The organism is Kitasatospora sp. NPDC101447, from assembly GCF_044767225.1.
Lineage (GTDB): Bacteria > Actinomycetota > Actinomycetes > Streptomycetales > Streptomycetaceae > Kitasatospora.
This window is the reverse complement of record NZ_JBIWNL010000001.1, coordinates 583,058-597,838: the sequence shown is the minus strand read 5'-3', so window position 1 is coordinate 597,838 and position 14,781 is coordinate 583,058. Positions and strand designations below refer to the sequence as shown.

General features: G+C 73.6%; 12 protein-coding genes. 7 read left to right on the top strand and 5 right to left on the bottom strand.

Annotated elements, in window-relative coordinates; translation table 11 throughout:
- The first annotated feature begins 151 nt into the window (after nucleotides 1-151).
- A complete protein-coding gene (locus ACIRST_RS02565; protein ID WP_402799361.1) occupies nucleotides 152-2,206 on the top strand; it encodes an alpha-galactosidase in 2,055 nt (684 codons plus the stop codon).
- A 7-nt stretch (nucleotides 2,207-2,213) separates the two neighbouring features.
- Here ACIRST_RS02565 and ACIRST_RS02560 read toward each other — a convergent pair whose 3' ends face one another.
- A complete protein-coding gene (locus ACIRST_RS02560; protein ID WP_350523074.1) occupies nucleotides 2,214-2,636 on the bottom strand; it encodes a hypothetical protein in 423 nt (140 codons plus the stop codon).
- Nucleotides 2,637-2,840: 204 nt separating this feature from the next.
- Between ACIRST_RS02560 and sigJ the strand changes: the two genes are divergently transcribed.
- From sigJ to ACIRST_RS02545, 3 genes are all read left to right on the top strand, one after another.
- Nucleotides 2,841-3,800 carry an RNA polymerase sigma factor SigJ gene (gene sigJ, locus ACIRST_RS02555; RefSeq protein WP_402799358.1) on the top strand — a complete coding sequence of 320 codons (960 nt, stop codon included), beginning with the start codon at nucleotides 2,841-2,843 and terminating at the stop codon, nucleotides 3,798-3,800.
- 121 nt (nucleotides 3,801-3,921) lie between these two features.
- Nucleotides 3,922-4,665, top strand: a complete 744-nt coding sequence (locus ACIRST_RS02550) for an SOS response-associated peptidase (protein WP_402799357.1) — start codon at nucleotides 3,922-3,924, stop codon at nucleotides 4,663-4,665.
- Between the two features lie 82 nt (nucleotides 4,666-4,747).
- On the top strand, nucleotides 4,748-5,326 hold the full coding sequence (locus ACIRST_RS02545) for an exonuclease domain-containing protein (RefSeq protein WP_402799356.1): 579 nt from the start codon (nucleotides 4,748-4,750) through the stop codon (nucleotides 5,324-5,326).
- A 150-nt stretch (nucleotides 5,327-5,476) separates the two neighbouring features.
- On the opposite strand, the gene ACIRST_RS02540 is transcribed toward ACIRST_RS02545, so the two are convergent.
- A complete protein-coding gene (locus ACIRST_RS02540) occupies nucleotides 5,477-6,250 on the bottom strand; it encodes a GNAT family N-acetyltransferase (protein WP_402799354.1) in 774 nt (257 codons plus the stop codon).
- 216 nt (nucleotides 6,251-6,466) lie between these two features.
- On the opposite strand from ACIRST_RS02540, the gene ACIRST_RS02535 reads away from it, so the two are divergent.
- Both ACIRST_RS02535 and ACIRST_RS02530 read left to right on the top strand, forming a co-directional pair.
- A complete protein-coding gene (locus tag ACIRST_RS02535) occupies nucleotides 6,467-8,587 on the top strand; it encodes a flavin monoamine oxidase family protein (RefSeq protein ID WP_402799352.1) in 2,121 nt (706 codons plus the stop codon).
- Nucleotides 8,584-10,413 carry an alpha-keto acid decarboxylase family protein gene (locus ACIRST_RS02530; protein ID WP_402799350.1) on the top strand — a complete coding sequence of 610 codons (1,830 nt, stop codon included), beginning with the start codon at nucleotides 8,584-8,586 and terminating at the stop codon, nucleotides 10,411-10,413. Before ACIRST_RS02535 ends, ACIRST_RS02530 begins: the two co-directional genes overlap by 4 nt.
- 134 nt (nucleotides 10,414-10,547) lie before the next feature.
- Here the strand turns inward: ACIRST_RS02530 and ACIRST_RS02525 are convergent, their stop codons facing one another.
- Genes ACIRST_RS02525 through ACIRST_RS02515 form a run of 3 tightly spaced genes read right to left on the bottom strand, consistent with a single transcriptional unit; the run spans nucleotide 10,548 to nucleotide 13,251 of the window.
- On the bottom strand, nucleotides 10,548-11,135 hold the full coding sequence (locus ACIRST_RS02525; protein WP_350523081.1) for a cysteine dioxygenase family protein: 588 nt from the start codon (nucleotides 11,133-11,135) through the stop codon (nucleotides 10,548-10,550).
- A 2-nt stretch (nucleotides 11,136-11,137) separates the two neighbouring features.
- Nucleotides 11,138-12,868 (bottom strand): cation acetate symporter, encoded by a 1,731-nt coding sequence (locus ACIRST_RS02520; RefSeq protein WP_402799349.1) that lies wholly within the window; start codon nucleotides 12,866-12,868, stop codon nucleotides 11,138-11,140.
- A complete protein-coding gene (locus ACIRST_RS02515; protein WP_350523083.1) occupies nucleotides 12,865-13,251 on the bottom strand; it encodes a DUF485 domain-containing protein in 387 nt (128 codons plus the stop codon). The genes ACIRST_RS02520 and ACIRST_RS02515 overlap by 4 nt, the downstream gene beginning before the upstream one ends.
- 250 nt (nucleotides 13,252-13,501) lie before the next feature.
- Between ACIRST_RS02515 and ACIRST_RS02510 the strand changes: the two genes are divergently transcribed.
- Entirely contained in the window at nucleotides 13,502-14,716 is a 1,215-nt protein-coding gene (locus tag ACIRST_RS02510; RefSeq protein ID WP_402799347.1) for a saccharopine dehydrogenase family protein, read from the top strand.
- Nucleotides 14,717-14,781 lie beyond the last annotated feature (65 nt).

Below are 14,781 nucleotides of genomic sequence, written 5' to 3'. Positions count from 1 at the left end.
GGACCGCCCCCGGGGCCCCCCCCCACCCCCCCCCCCCCCCCCCCCCCCGCGGCCCCCCGCCCCCCCCCGCCCCCCCGCGGCTCCCCCCGCACCTCCCGACCGACCGTCACACCCGCCCCCACACCCGCCCCCACACCCCAGGAGAGCGCGCATGCGCCGAACCCCCCGCCGCCTGGCGGCCACCCTCCTCTCACTCGCCCTCGCCACCGCCGGCCTCACCGCCCTCGACCTCGGCACCGCCCCCGGAGCCGTCGCGCTCGGCAACGGCCCCGCCCTCACCCCGCCGATGGGCTGGAACTCCTGGAACTCCCTCGGCACCGAGGTCACCGAGGAGCAGGTCGTCCAGACCATCGACTTCATGGCCGCCAACGGCCTGGTCGCGGCCGGCTACGACACCGTCACCATCGACGACGGCTGGTCGCTGTGGCACCGCGACGGCCAGACCACCGACCTGGTCCGCAACGCCGACGGCGGTCTGCAGCTCTACGACGCCGCCGGGAACCCGGTCGGCGGCAGCGACGGCGCCGGCAACGACCCCACCAGCGGCCACCTCGTCCCGCGGCCCGACCACTTCCCCGCGCAGAGCGTCGACGGCCGGACCGTCAACGGGATCGAGTACCTCGCCCGGTACGCCCACGACAAGGGCATGAAGTTCGGCCTCTACGCCACCGACACCTACCTCACCTGCCAGATGCACCCCGGCAGCCTCGGCCACGAGAGCACCGACGCGGCCGACTTCGTCGCCTGGGGCGTCGACTTCGTCAAGTACGACGACTGCCCGTACGGCCCGAAGATCATCGGCCCGGACGGGCACGACTACGGCACCCAGGGCGAGGGCAAGGAGCTGACCCGCTCCGTCTACGCCCGGGTGCAGACCTTCCAGCGCGCCCTCGACGCGGCCTCCGCCGCGCGGGGACGGCCCCGGGTCACCCTCAGCGTCTCCGCCCAGCCCGTCCACACCGGCGTCCCGTACCTGCTCGCCGCCGACGACCCGGCCCGCACCGACCCGGTCGTCCTGGCCGCCGGCACGGCCCCCTTCCAGGCCCCCGGCTACGCGCCCACCGGCATCTGGTGCGGCCAGGTCGCCCACCTGTGCCGGATCGGCGGCGACCGGGACAGCGAACTCGACGGGGTGCTCTGGAACGGGCAGTTGCAGACCGCGCTGCAGTACCCGGACAACGTCCGCCCGGGCAGCTGGAACGACCTGGACATGATGTTCACCGGCTGGCAGGACGTCTACGGCCTCTACGGCACCACCGACACCTGCACCTGCCACAAGCCCTTCACCGACGACGAGTCCCGGACGGAGACCTCGATCCTCGCGATGCTCGCCGCGCCGCTGATCTCCGGCGCCGACCTGCGCACCGCCGCGCAGTCCGGGCACAGCGCCGACGGCTACACCTGGTCCACCGGGATCAGCGCCGAGAGCCTCGCGATCCTGAAGAACCGCGGGGTGATCGCCGTCGACCAGGACAGCCTGGCGAAGCCCGCCACCCTGGTCGGCGCCAGGCCGGCCGACGGGCGGGCACCGGTCGTGCTCAAGCGGCAGCTGGCCGGCGGCGACACCGCCGTGCTGCTGGTCAACCAGGACCCGACGGCCGCCCGGACGGTGAGCACCAGCCTCGCCGGGCTCGGACTCGGCGGCGCCGCCTACCGCGCCGAGGAGCTGTGGACCGGCGCGAGTTCGACCGTCACCGGCCCGCTCGGCGGCACCCTGCCGCCGCACGGGGCGGCGCTGTACCGGCTCACCGCGCAGACCGGCGGCGGGACGACGGGCGTGGTCGACGACGGCCGGTACCACGCGCTGACCACCGGCGGCTTGGCGATGGGCGTCTCCGGCACCTGCGCCTCGCCGCTCACCTCGATCGCGGACGTCGAGCCGCCGCGCGGCGGCGACCCGGCGCAGCAGTGGGTGTTCACCACCAACCCGGACGGCACGGTCCGGATCACCGACGGCTGCGACACCCCGACCCACCGGCACACCGTGCTGTCCGCCGGGGCCTCCGCCGGCAACAGCGCCTACCTGCTCGACCTCGCGCCCGGCAACCCCTGGCAGGAGTGGCGGGTGACGCGGGCCCCGGCCGGCGGCGCCCTCACCGTCACCAACGTCGCCACCGGGCTCGACCTCGGCGTCGGCTCCGCGGCCGCGGGCACGCCCGTCACCACCGACCCGCCCGCCGGGCGGAGTTGGACCGTCACCTCCTGAGCCCGCGCTACCGGGCGCCGGACCGCCGCACCACGCGGGCGGCCGGCGCCCGGACCAGCGCCGCCACGCTCAGGCCGAAGATCAGCACGCCCAGCGGGACGTGCACCGACGGCACGTGCGCGATGCCCAGCACGACCTGCGCCGAGGCCAGCACCAGGAAGCCGACGGCGTGCAGGACCGGCCGCGGCGACCCGCCGCCCGGCCGCCACGCCAGGACCGCGGCGAGCACGTACAGCATCGACGCCCCGTACATCACCCGCGCCCCGACGCCGTGCACCACCTCGGCGGAGGAGGTGGACAGCAGCAGGCCGGCCGTGACCGCCTGGAAGAAGACGGCCGCGGTCTGCAGGGCGATCGCGGCCCTCAGGAAGGTGACGCCCCGCCGGGTCGCCGCCGTCGTCGCCGTCGCAGCCGTCGTCGCCGTGGTCATGATGCGCTCCCCTCTGCCGCCCCGCGGCAGTGATCGTCGATGTCTCGATCAACCGACGATGTGGGGGCCCCGAGTGTGAGGCGGGGTTCCCGGTGTCACACTCCGGTGCGCCGTTCGGTCGTAACGGCGAGAGCGGCAGGAGCCGTCCGCACGAGCGCCGTGCGGGCGGCGGCGGACGAGACGAGCCAGGGAGCGGCCCCGATCATGACCACCCCATCCGAGCCGGGGCACCACCCGTCCGAACCGGACCCGAGCGCGATCGTCGGCGAGCGGCGGCAGCTGATCAACCTCGCCTACCGGCTGCTGGGTTCGCTGGCCGAGGCCGAGGACGCCGTGCAGGAGACGTACACCCGGTGGTACGCGATGCCGCCGGAACGGCAGCAGGCCGTCGCCTCGCCCGGTGCCTGGCTGACCACGGTGGCCACCCGCGTCTGCCTGGACCTGCTCGGCTCGGCGCGGGTGCGGCGCGAGCGCTACGTCGGGGAGTGGATACCCGAACCGCTGCCCGACCGCGCCGAGTGGATCGGCGGGCCGGGCGGCGGCCACGAGGAGCCGACCGACCCGGCCGACTGGGTCACCCTGGACGAGTCGGTGAACATGGCCTTCCTCGTCGTCCTGGAGGCGATGACCCCGGCCGAGCGGGTGGCGTTCATCCTGCACGACGTCTTCCGGTACCCGTTCCCCGAGGTCGCCGAGATCGTCGGCCGCACCCCGGCGGCCTGCCGCCAGCTGGCCACCTCGGCCCGACGGCGGGTGCGCGCCGCGCAGGCGCCGACCGCCCCCAGGGCCGGACAGGCCAATCTGGTACGGCACTTCAAGGAGGCCTGGGAGGCCAGGGACATCGCGGCGCTGGTCGGCCTGCTCGCCCCCGACGCCACGATGACGGCCGACGGCGGCGGCACGGTCGGCGCCGTCCTGCGCCCGGTCGTGGGCGCCGACCCGATCGCCCGGTACGTGGTCCGGATCGCCGACCTGGCCCCCGGGCTCACGCTCCTCGAACGGACCGTCAACGGCCGCCCCGGCCTGGTCGCCCAGCGCGCCGGCCGCACCGCGACCGTCGCGGCCTTCGAGGTGGACGGCGGCCGGATCACCCGGATCTGGGCGGTCCGCAACCCGGAGAAGCTGCGCCCCTGGACGGAGGAGGGGCGGCGCCGCGCCCACTGAGGCGCCGCGCCGGGGTGCGCCACGGCGGCGCACACCGAACGCACCGGCACACCGAACACACCGGCCCGCCGAAGCCGCGGGGTGCGCCCCGGTTGTCCGTCCCTGGTGGCAGGCTGGGGGCATGTGCGGCCGCTTCGTCTCCACCACCACGCCCCAGGACCTCGTCTCGCTGCTCGGTGAGCTCCGCTGGGACCCGGCCGAGACCTTCGCGCCGAGCTGGAACGTCGCCCCCACCGATCCCGTCCCGGCCGTCCTGGAACGCGTCGACCGGGACACCGGCGAGGTGCTGCGGCAACTGCGCCCGCTGCGCTGGGGCCTGGTGCCGTCCTGGTCCAAGGACGCGTCCGGCGGCGCCCGCATGATCAACGCCCGCTCGGAGACCGTCGACACCAAGCCCGCCTTCCGCAAGGCCTTCACCGCCCGCCGCTGCGTCATCCCCGCCGACGGCTACTTCGAATGGCGGGAGGTGCCCGCCGATGCCGACCGCAAGAAGTACAAGCAGCCGTACTTCCTCAGCACCGGCGGCGTGATGCTGATGGCCGGCCTCTACGAGTTCTGGCGCGACCGCACCCGCGCCGACGACGACCCGCTCGCCTGGCTCGCCACCGCCACCGTCATCACCACCGACGCCACCGACAGCGCCGGCCGCATCCACGACCGGATGCCCCTCACCATCGCCCCGGACGACCTCCCCACCTGGCTCTCCCCCGCCCACACCGACCCGGCCGAGCTCCACCACCTCCTGCGTCGCCCCGCCGACGGCGACCTGCGCGTGCGCGCCGTCGCCCCCACCGTCAACAGCGTGCGCAACAACGGCCCCGAACTGCTGGACTCCGCCCCCGACCCGCTGGGCCTCGCGGACTGAGGCCCGGAACGGCGGCCGGTCACCGGCCCGGCGGCGGAAATCCGGGTGACCCGGGGGCCGGAGGTTCCTACGATGCCCCCTCATGGACGTCAACGAGCACCTGCTGAACGTGGTCGATGTCGAAGCGACCTGCTGGGAGGGGCAGCCGCCGCCCGGGCAGGTGAGCGAGATCATCGAGATCGGGCTCACCGTCGTCGACCTGCGCGCCGGCACCCGCCTCGCCAAGCACCGGCTGCTGGTGCGGCCGGCGCGGTCGCGGGTGAGCCCGTTCTGCACGGAGCTGACGGGGCTGACGCAGGCCGAGGTGGACGGGGGCCCGTCCTTCGCCGAGGCCTGCCGGACGCTGGCCGCCCGGCACCGCACCGGCACGCTGCCCTGGGCGAGTTGGGGCGACTACGACCGCAACCAGTTCACCCGCCAGTGCCGGACCACGGGCACGGAGTACCCGTTCGGGCAGCGCCACACCAATGCGAAGGTCGCCTTCACCGCCGCCTACGGCCTGCGGCGGCGCCCCGGCATGGCCCAGGCGCTGACGGTGGCCGGCCTCCCGCTGGAGGGGCGCCACCACCGGGGCGACGACGACGCGTGGAACATCGCCGCCCTGGTCCTGGACCTGGCGGGCCGCGGGGACTGGCCGGGCGGGACGGCCCAGGAGGTGTGAGCCGCTCGGGCGACACGCGCGAGGGCCCGATCGGCCGCGGCTGCCCTGCCCGTCCCGTCCTGCCCCGTCCCGCCCGGGGGCGCCGTTCCCTCAGCGCGACGGGACCTCGTCGGCGCCGACGGTGCCCCTCCCGTGCCCGCCGGCCGTGCCTCAGGTGCGTTCGAACCCGTGGCCGCGCCCGATGACCTCGAAGCCCCGGCGGGCGTACCACTCCCGCGGCCAGTCGTCGGACTCCGCGATCAGGAAGCGCGTGGCGCAGCCCGCGTCCGCCGCGCGGCTCAGCCCGGCGGCCAGGACGGCGTCGGCGTGGCCGCGCCGGCGGTGCGCCTCGGCGGTCATCAGGTCCTCGATCTGGGCGATCCCGAGGGTGGGTTCGAGATAGAGGTCGCTCCAGGCCGCGACCTCGCCGTTCTCCGCCCGCGAGCCGAGGAAGCGGACGCGTTCGGCTCCGCGGCGGGTCGTCACGCGTCGCTCGACCAGCAGGTGGATCACCTCCTCGTCGGCGTCCGGCAGTGCCGTCCGCCAGCTCGCCGCGAGCGGCTCGCGGAGTGCCGCCAGGCCGACCTCCTCGACGGTGCGGCCGTCGCGGGCGGCGGGGACCGGGCCGGAGTGCAGCATCACCAGGTAGGTGCTGTGCCGGTACCCGGCCCGCTCGAAGGGCCCGACGCACGCCGCGCCGAAGTCGTCGTCCAGGACGGACGCGACGCGGAAGGGCCGCTCGCCCATCACCTCGTCGACGACGCCGGGCAGGGCGGCCGGCTCCGCGTCGGTCCGGTCCACCACGACCTGGTTGTTCGACCACGAGCCCGCGAAGCGGTCGTCGAACACCGCGAACCCGCCCTGGAGTTCGACCGTGCGCTCGGCCCGCCGACGCGCGAACCCGGCCAGGAAGGCGTTGATCCGCCGCAGCTCGTCATCCGACATGCCGCGCACTCTACGGGCTCCCCGCCCGGCGCGGGCCCGCTCCCCGCAACTCGCTCCCGGCACACCCCGCGGGCAGGGACTCGCCCGGTGGCACTGCGTGATCCCGTCGAAGGACCGACCTCCGGTTGACAGGCCCCTCGGCGACGAAGCTACTTTGAGTAGCATACGAATCACTCATCGTGGTCATCCGCGCTGCCCACTCCCCCGAGGAACACCATGGAGAACCCCGTCATCGAAGGCACCGCCGGCGATCGCGCCCGCTGGCAGACCTGCCGACAACTGGCGCGCGAACTGCTGCTGGTCGGTCCGGACGACAAGGACCTGAAGCTGCGCTACCTCGACGTCCTGATCAAGGACGGCATCCCGGCGACGGACGAGCCCAAGGACGTGCTGATCATCGGCGCGGGCATCGCCGGACTGGTCGCCGGGAAGCTGCTCAAGGACGCCGGACACAACGTCACCATCCTGGAGGCCAACGCCAACCGGACCGGCGGGCGGATCAAGACCTTCCGGTCCACCGACGACGAACTCGACGGGCCGTTCTACGACCCCAGGCAGTACGCGGAGGCCGGGGCGATGCGGCTGCCCAGCTTCCACCCGCTCACCCTGGCGCTGGTCGACAGCCTCGGCCTGCAGCGGCAGCTGTTCTTCAACGTCGACGTCGATCCGGACACCGGCAACCAGAACGCGCCCGTCCCGCCGGTGGTCTACGAGTCCTTCGAGCCCGGCAAGGTCTGGAAGTACGGCGCGGACAGCCCGGACTTCCGCGAACCGGCCAAGCGCTTCAACTCCTGGATCCGCACGAACCGGATCCAGGCCCGCCGCAAGGAGTACGCGGCCGACCCCAGCTGCATCAACGAGGGCTTCCACCTCACCGGCGACGAGGTGCGGATCACCGCCGCCGACATGGTCAACCAGGCCCTGGAGCCGGTCCGCGACTACTACTCGGAGATCAAGGACGGCAAGCGGGTGAACAAGCCGTTCGCCGAGTGGCTGGACGGCTGGGCCCGGGTGATCCGCGACTTCGACGGCTACTCGATGGGCCGTTTCCTGCGCGAGTACGCGGGCTTCAGCGACGAGGCCATCGAGGCGATCGGCACGATCGAGAACATGACCTCGCGGCTGCACCTGGCCTTCTTCCACACCTTCCTGGGCCGCAGCGACATCAACCCGAACGCCACCTACTGGGAGATCGAGGGCGGCAGCTGGAAGCTGCCCGAAGCGCTCGCCGACGAGCTCCGCGACGAACTGCGGATGGGCCGGCGGATGATCCGGATGGAGTACTGGGACCCGCGCCGGGACGGCGGCGGAGCCCGGGAGGTGGGCCCGATCGGGCCGCAGGTCGCCGTCAGCACCGTCCCCGAGGACGACCCGGAGGCCGAACCCACGGTCTGGAAGGGCGACTTCGCGATCGTCACCGTCCCGTTCTCGGCCCTGCGGTTCGTCCAGGTGACACCGCCGTTCTCCTACAAGAAGCGCCGGGCGATCATCGAGACCCACTACGACCAGGCCACCAAGGTGCTGCTGGAGTTCTCCCGCCGGTGGTGGGAGTTCACCGAGGCGGACTGGAAGGTCGAACTCGACTCCATCGCCCCCGGCCTGTACGAGTACTACCAGCGGGCGGGCGAGGACGACGCCGAGGCGGCCGTCGCCGCCGCCCACAACGGCCACCGGCCCCCGCGCAACCTGCCGGAGGTGCTGCTCGGCGCGCACGCGAGCGTGGACGAGCGCCGGATCGGCCAGGGCCAGCGGGAGGTCTACCAGCACACCCCGCTGCTCCGGGCGAGCGTGCGCCCCGCCACCGACTGCTTCGGCGGCGGCTCGACCACCGACAACCCGAACCGCTTCATGTACTACCCCTCGCACCCGGTGCCCGAGGGCGACGGCGGCGGCGTGGTCCTGGCGAGCTACAGCTGGTCGGACGACGCGGTGCGCTGGGACTCCATGGAGGACGACGAGCGGTACGTGTACGCGTTGCGCAACCTCCAGTCGGTGCACGGCCGCCGGATCGAGGTGTTCTACACCGGCTACGGACAGACCCAGAGCTGGCTGCGCGACCCGTACGCCTTCGGCGAGGCGGCGGTGTACACCCCCCACCAGATGACCAGCTTCCACCTCGACGTGATGAAGCCGGAGGGCCCGGTGCACTTCGCCGGCGAGCACGTCTCGTTCAAGCACGCCTGGATCGAGGGCGCGGTGGAGACCGCCGTCCGGTCGGCCATGGCGGTGCACGAGGCCCCGCCGCCGCCGGCCCGGGCGGAACCGGAGCTCCGGCCCGAGGCCCGGGCCCGGGAGGAAGGACGGTCGGAGAGCCGACAGGAGGCACTGCGCGGATGAGCGGCGACGAATGGACGGTGGCCCGCTACCTGGCCACCCGGCTGGAGCAGCTGGGCGTCAAGTACCTGTTCGGGGTGCCGGGGGACTTCCTCGGCCCGTTCCTGACGATCATGCAGTCCACCACCGGCGTGCGCTGGATCGGCACCCCCACCGAGATGGGCGGCGGCTACGCGGCCGACGCCTACGCCCGGGTGCGGGCCGCCGACATCGACCCGGCCACGGGCGAACAGGCCGTCGGCGCCGTCGCGGTGACCTACGGGGTGGGCGCGTTCAGCCTGCTCAACACCGTCGGCGGCGCGTACGTCGAGGACGTGCCGCTGATCGCGATCAACGCCGCGCCCTCCTACGAGCAGTGGCTCAACCAGCAGGCGGTCGGCCTGCTCACCTCGCACATGAGCCCGCGCCGGGAGAGCAACCTGGAGGTCTACCGGCAGGTCACGGTGGACGCACAGGTGCTCTCCAACCCGGGCCTCGCGCCCTCGCAGATCGACAGCGCGATCACCGCGTGCCTCACCGAGCGCAAGCCGGTCTACCTGGAGGTGATGGAGGACCTCTGGCACGCGCCGTGCGCGCCTCCGCAGGGAGAACTCCGCGCCCACGAGCGGCCGTTCACCCAGCGGAACGAGGAGATGCTGGAGAAGGCGGTCGCGGCCGCGGTGGAGCTGATCGACGCGTTCGGCACCCCGATCGTGTGGGCCGGCGAGGAACTGGTCCGCAAGCGGCTGGAGGACGAGCTGCTGGACTTCGTGCAGGCCACCCGGATGCAGTTCTGCACCACGGTCGGCGCGAAGTCCGTGGTGTCCGAACGGCACCCGCTGTTCGCCGGCGTCTACAACGGGAAGGCGAGCCTGCCGGAGATCCGGGCGACCTTCAAGAACGCCGGGTGCCGGATCGGCCTGGGCACCTGGTCCACGTCCAAGAACCTCGGCGGCGAGCAGTCGATCGGCGACGACTGGATCGTGGCGGCCCGCGACGGTGTCAGCGTCGGCGCCAAGTACTTCCCCGAGGTCCAGCTCGGCCGGTTCATCCGGGCGTTGCGCGACGCACTGGGCGGCAGGACCTTCGCCGCCGACCACTTCGCACTGGCGCACGCGGCGGGCCTGGACGTCCCGGCCAGCACGGCCGACTTCCTGGACTCGCTGAGCAGCGACCAGTACCCGGCGGAGCTGACCTACGACAGCTTCTTCGAGCACATGAACCACTTCCTGGAGCACCGGGCCACCGGCGGGGACCCGCAGGCCCCCTCGCCGTTCACGGTGGTCTCGGACGCCGCCTTCGCGCTCCTCGGCTCGATGAACCTGCGGATCACCGAGCGGGCCGGCTTCCTGGCCCAGAACAGCTGGCTGTCCATCGGCTACTCCGTCGGCGCCGCCACCGGCGTGGCGCTGGGCCGCCAGCAGCCGCTGAAGCGCCCGCTCGTGTTCGTCGGGGACGGCTCCTTCCAGGAGATCTGCCAGGAGCTGTCCACCCAGGTGCGCCACCACCTGCGGCCGGTGGTCTTCGTCCTGGACAACGAGGGCTTCTACGGCATCGAGCAGATGCTGGTCAGCCCCTGCTACTACAAGGAGAAGCCGTCCAACGGGGCCGACTTCTACAACGTGCTGCACCCGTGGCGCTACGAGATGCTGGCCGAGGTGTTCGGCACCGAGAAGGACCGGATGCACGGGCGCGAACTCACCACCCACGCCGAGCTCGAATCGCTCCTGACGGAGATCGCCGATCCCGGCAACGACCTCAACCACGCGCCGATCCTGGCCCGGGTCCGGCTCAGCCGGCACGACTACCCGAGGGCCCTGCAGTACCGGATCGACGAGAAGTGCCCGTAGCCCGCGCCTGACCGGGGCGAACCCCTGACCAGGGCGTACGCCTGACCGCGCCGCGCGCACCGGCCCCCGTCCCCGACGGGGGCCGATGCGCGCGAGGTCCGACCGCAGCGGCGGGCCGGCCCACGGCGTGCCGGTCAGGGGGCCGGATCGTCCGCGTTCCGCCAGCTGACCAGGCGGGCTCCGTCCGGCCGGACGGCCACGACCTCCTGTCCGAAGACCCGGTTGATCGAGCTGCCCCCGTTCAGCGAGATGTCGGCGCCGTAGACGTGCAGGGAGACCGCGCGACCGGTGCCGCCGTTCGACACCCGGTGGATGTCCTCGTCGGGCGGCACCAGGAGTTGCACCCGGCCGGGGGAACAGGTGGTCCGGCCGGACGGCACCAGCACCCGGCGCCCCGACCGGGGCAGCCGCCACAGCCGGAACGCCTCGTCCACCTCGACGCCCTCCACCACGCCCGACACGCACCAGGCGACGTGGTCGTGGATCGGGGTGGACTGCCCGGGCAGCCAGGTCAGCGCCACCACCGAGTGCGTGCGTCCGGCGTGCAGGAGCCGCTGCGCGTAGCCGTCGGTGTCACCGGCGCACAGGTCGTCGGGGACGATCAGCCCGGCCCGCAGGTACTTGCGCAGGGTGTCCGCGGTGAGCTGGGCGGTCAGGACCTCCGCGGCGGCGTAGCGCGCGAGGTCGGAGAGGAACTCGTCGAGATTCGAGCCCGGTTCCACGTCTACCGCCCCACCCCGGTGAGCGCGCGGACCTGGAGCTCCTCGAAGCCGCGCCGGTCCGACTCCTCGTCGCGGCGGCGGCGGCCGCCGAGCAGGGAGCCGAGGACGGCGGCCCCGAACCCGACCGGGATCGAGACGATGCCCGGGTTCTGCAGCGGGACCGGTGCGGTGGCGGTGCAGGAGATCAGCGCCGTGGCGTTGCCGACCTGCTGGCTGGACGCCTCCACGCCGCAGTCCTTCGCCTGCGCGGCCGTCAGCTTCACGGCGTGGACCGTGCCGGTCGCGCCGCCCCAGCAGATCGGGGAGAGCAGCACCAGGCCGATCGCGCTGACCAGGCCCGCGTAGATGCCGCACGTGGCGCCGAAGGTGGTGAAGCGCTTCCAGAACAGGGTCAGCAGGATCGCCGGCAGATTGGCCGAGGCCGCGATGGCGAAGGCCAGGGCCACCAGGAACGCGACGTTGAGGTCCCTGGCGAAGATCGACAGGGCGACCGCGACCGCACCGATGACCACGGCGGCGATCTTCGCCGTGACCAGTTCCTGCCGCTCGGTGGCCGTGCCCTTGCGGATGACGCTGGCGTACAGGTCATGGGCGAACGACGACGACGAGGTGAGGGTGAGCCCGGCGACGACCGCGAGGATGGTGGCGAACGCCACCGCCGCGACGAAGGCGAGCATCAGCGAGCCGCCGGTGGTTCCCGCGCCGCCGCCGAGGTGTTCGGCCAGCAGGGTGGCGGCGGTGTTGCCGGACGGGTCCTTCTCCTTGATCGTCGTCGTGCCGACCAGCGCGGCCGCCCCGAAGCCGAGCACCAGGGTCATCAGGTAGAAGACCCCGATGATGCCGATCGCCCAGTTCACCGACTTGCGCGCGTCGCGGCCGGTCGGGACGGTGTAGAAGCGGACCAGGACGTGCGGAAGCGCCGCGGTGCCCAGCACCAGGGCGATGCCGAGGCTGACCAGGTCGAGCTTCGACCAGCCGTCGGTGGCCCCGTACTTCAGGCCCGGCCGCAGGAACGCCTCCCCCTTCTTGGACGCCGTGGCGGCGTCCCCGAGCAGGTGACCGAGGTCGAACCCGTACTTCGCCAGCACCCACAGGGTCATCACGGCCGCGCCCGCCATCAGCAGCACCGCCTTGACGATCTGCACCCAGGTGGTGCCCTTCATCCCGCCTACCACGACGTAGACGATCATCAGGGCGCCGACCCCGACGATGGTCCAGATCTGCGCGGAGGCGCCCTTGACGTCGAGCAGCTGCCCCACGATCGTCGCCGCGCCGACCATCTGCGCGATCAGGTAGAAGATCGAGACCACGATGGTCGACACACCCGCGGCGGTCCGCACCGGCCCGCTGCGCAGCCGCGCGGCCAGCACGTCGGCCATGGTGAACCGCCCGGTGTTGCGCAGCAGTTCGGCCACCATGAGCAGCGCGACCAGCCAGGCGACCAGGAAGCCGATCGAGTAGAGGAAGCCGTCGTACCCGGAGAGCGCGATGATCCCGGCGATGCCGAGGAAGGAGGCCGCGGACAGGTAGTCGCCCGAGATAGCGATCCCGTTCTGCAGCGCGGAGAACTGGCCGCCGCCGGTGTAGAAGCCGCCGGTGCCGCGGGTGCTGCGCCGCGCTCGGAGGGTGATGGCGAGGGTCACCGCCACCAGGGCGACGAACAGGCCGATGGTCAGGCCCTTGTGCGATGCCGAGGCCGCCGCGGCGGTGGCGGTGGGAAGGTGCTGGGTCATGTCCGGATCTCCGTCGGTTCCTGGTCGCCGCCGGGGCCTGCCGGGCCCGGGGTGGTCGGACGGCACGCCGCCGCGCTGCGCAGGGCCGCGGCCGGCGGGTCCAACCGCCGGGCGGCGAACCGGCCGTAGGCCAGGGCGATGCCGAAGGTCGAGACGAACTGCAGCAGTCCGAGGACCAGCGCCAGGTTGACGTGTCCGACGACCTCGGTCGCCATGAGGTCGCGGGCGAAGGCCGAGCAGAGGACGTACGCCAGGTACCAGAGCAGGAACGCCGCCGTCACCGGGAAGACGAACCTGCGGTACGCGGTGCGCAGTTCGACGAAGCGCGGATCGTCGGCGATCCGGGGTGTGTCACCGCGCGACGGCGCGGCCGGGTCGATCATGGGAATCCTTCTGAGCCGTGAGGAACGTGCCAACGGCCCGGACGGTAGGAGTCCGTGGTAGACAAGCGGTCAACGCGCGGTCGGCGACGCCCCCGGCCCGCTCGACGGTGCCGCCCGCGCCGCCTGCTCGGAACCGTTGACCGTGCCGCCCGCGCCGCCTGCTCGGAGCCGTTGACAGTGCCGCACGGGGCTCCTAGCGTGGCGCAGTCGATTACCCGCCGGTAGGGACTGCTGCACGTAGGGACTGTTGATGGCCGAGACCCGCCCGTACGACCTCGTCCTGTTCGGAGCCACCGGGTTCACCGGCGGGCTCACCGCCGAGTACCTCGCCCGGACCGCGCCCGAGGGCTGCCGCTGGGCGCTCGCCGGGCGGGACGGGCGCAGGCTCGCCGCCGTCCGGACGCGGCTGGCGACGATCGACCCGCGCTGCGCCGACCTCCCGCTGCTGGTCGCGGACGCCGCGGACCGCGCGGCGCTGCGCGAGGTGGCCGCCTCGGCCCGGGTGGTGGTCTCCACCGTCGGCCCGTACCTGCGGCACGGCGAGCCGCTGGTCGCGGCCTGCGCCGACAGCGGCACCGACTACGTGGACCTCACCGGCGAGCCGGAGTTCGTCGACCGGATGTACCTCCGGTACCACGAGCGGGCGGTGGCCACCGGCGCGCGGCTGGTGCACGCCTGCGGCTTCGACTCGGTGCCGCACGACCTCGGCGTGCTGTTCACCGTCGACGAACTGCTGCGCCGCGGCGGCCCGGCGGCCCGGGTGTCGGTCGAGGGCTTCGTCCGCGTCGGCGGCACCGTCTCCGGCGGCACCTTCGCCTCCGCGATGACGGCCCTCTCCCGGCCGGGGGCGATGGCCCGGGCCGCCCGGGAGCGCCGCGCGGTCGAGCCCCGGCCGAAGGGCCGGCTGGTCCGCACCCCGGCCGGCCGGCCGCACCGGTCGCGGACGGCCCGCGCCTGGGCGGTGCCGATGCCCACGATCGACCCGCAGGTGGTGTCCCGCTCGGCCGCCGCGCTGGACGAGTACGGCCCGGACTTCGGCTACGCGCACTACGCGGCGGTACGGCGGCTGCCGGTCGCCCTCGGCGGTGTCGCCGCGGTGGCGGCGCTCGCCCTCGCCGCCCAGCTGCCGCCGCTGCGCCGGGCGCTGGGGCGGCTGCGCGCGCCCGGCGCCGGGCCGAGCGCGGAGCAGCGGGCGCGGTCCTGGTTCGCCGTCCGGTTCGTGGCCCGGGCGGAGGGCGGGCGGACGGTCCTCGCCGAGGTGTCCGGGGGCGATCCCGGCTACCAGGAGACCGCGAAGATGCTGGCGGAGTCGGCGCTGTGCCTGGCGTACGACGACCTGCCGCCGCTGGCGGGGCAGCTGACCACGGCGGTGGCGATGGGCCGGCCGCTGATCGACCGGCTGGTCGCGGCGGGGATCTCCTTCCGGGTGCTGGAGACTCCGCCGCCGACCGCGCCCGGCCGGTAGCCTCGCGCCCGGCCGGTAGCCCCGCGGGCGGCCGGTGGCCGTCGGCGTCGACCCGCCGAACCCCC

Bases quoted from the DNA above. Each gene is read 5' to 3' on its own strand.
- ACIRST_RS02565 (WP_402799361.1), top strand. From the start codon at position 152: ATGCGCCGAACCCCCCGCCGCCTGGCGGCCACCCTCCTCTCACTCGCC.
- ACIRST_RS02560 (WP_350523074.1), bottom strand. From the start codon at position 2,636: ATGACCACGGCGACGACGGCTGCGACGGCGACGACGGCGGCGACCCGG.
- sigJ (WP_402799358.1), top strand. From the start codon at position 2,841: ATGACCACCCCATCCGAGCCGGGGCACCACCCGTCCGAACCGGACCCG.
- ACIRST_RS02550 (WP_402799357.1), top strand. From the start codon at position 3,922: ATGTGCGGCCGCTTCGTCTCCACCACCACGCCCCAGGACCTCGTCTCG.
- ACIRST_RS02545 (WP_402799356.1), top strand. From the start codon at position 4,748: ATGGACGTCAACGAGCACCTGCTGAACGTGGTCGATGTCGAAGCGACC.
- ACIRST_RS02540 (WP_402799354.1), bottom strand. From the start codon at position 6,250: ATGTCGGATGACGAGCTGCGGCGGATCAACGCCTTCCTGGCCGGGTTC.
- ACIRST_RS02535 (WP_402799352.1), top strand. From the start codon at position 6,467: ATGGAGAACCCCGTCATCGAAGGCACCGCCGGCGATCGCGCCCGCTGG.
- ACIRST_RS02530 (WP_402799350.1), top strand. From the start codon at position 8,584: ATGAGCGGCGACGAATGGACGGTGGCCCGCTACCTGGCCACCCGGCTG.
- ACIRST_RS02520 (WP_402799349.1), bottom strand. From the start codon at position 12,868: ATGACCCAGCACCTTCCCACCGCCACCGCCGCGGCGGCCTCGGCATCG.
- ACIRST_RS02515 (WP_350523083.1), bottom strand. From the start codon at position 13,251: ATGATCGACCCGGCCGCGCCGTCGCGCGGTGACACACCCCGGATCGCC.
- ACIRST_RS02510 (WP_402799347.1), top strand. From the start codon at position 13,502: ATGGCCGAGACCCGCCCGTACGACCTCGTCCTGTTCGGAGCCACCGGG.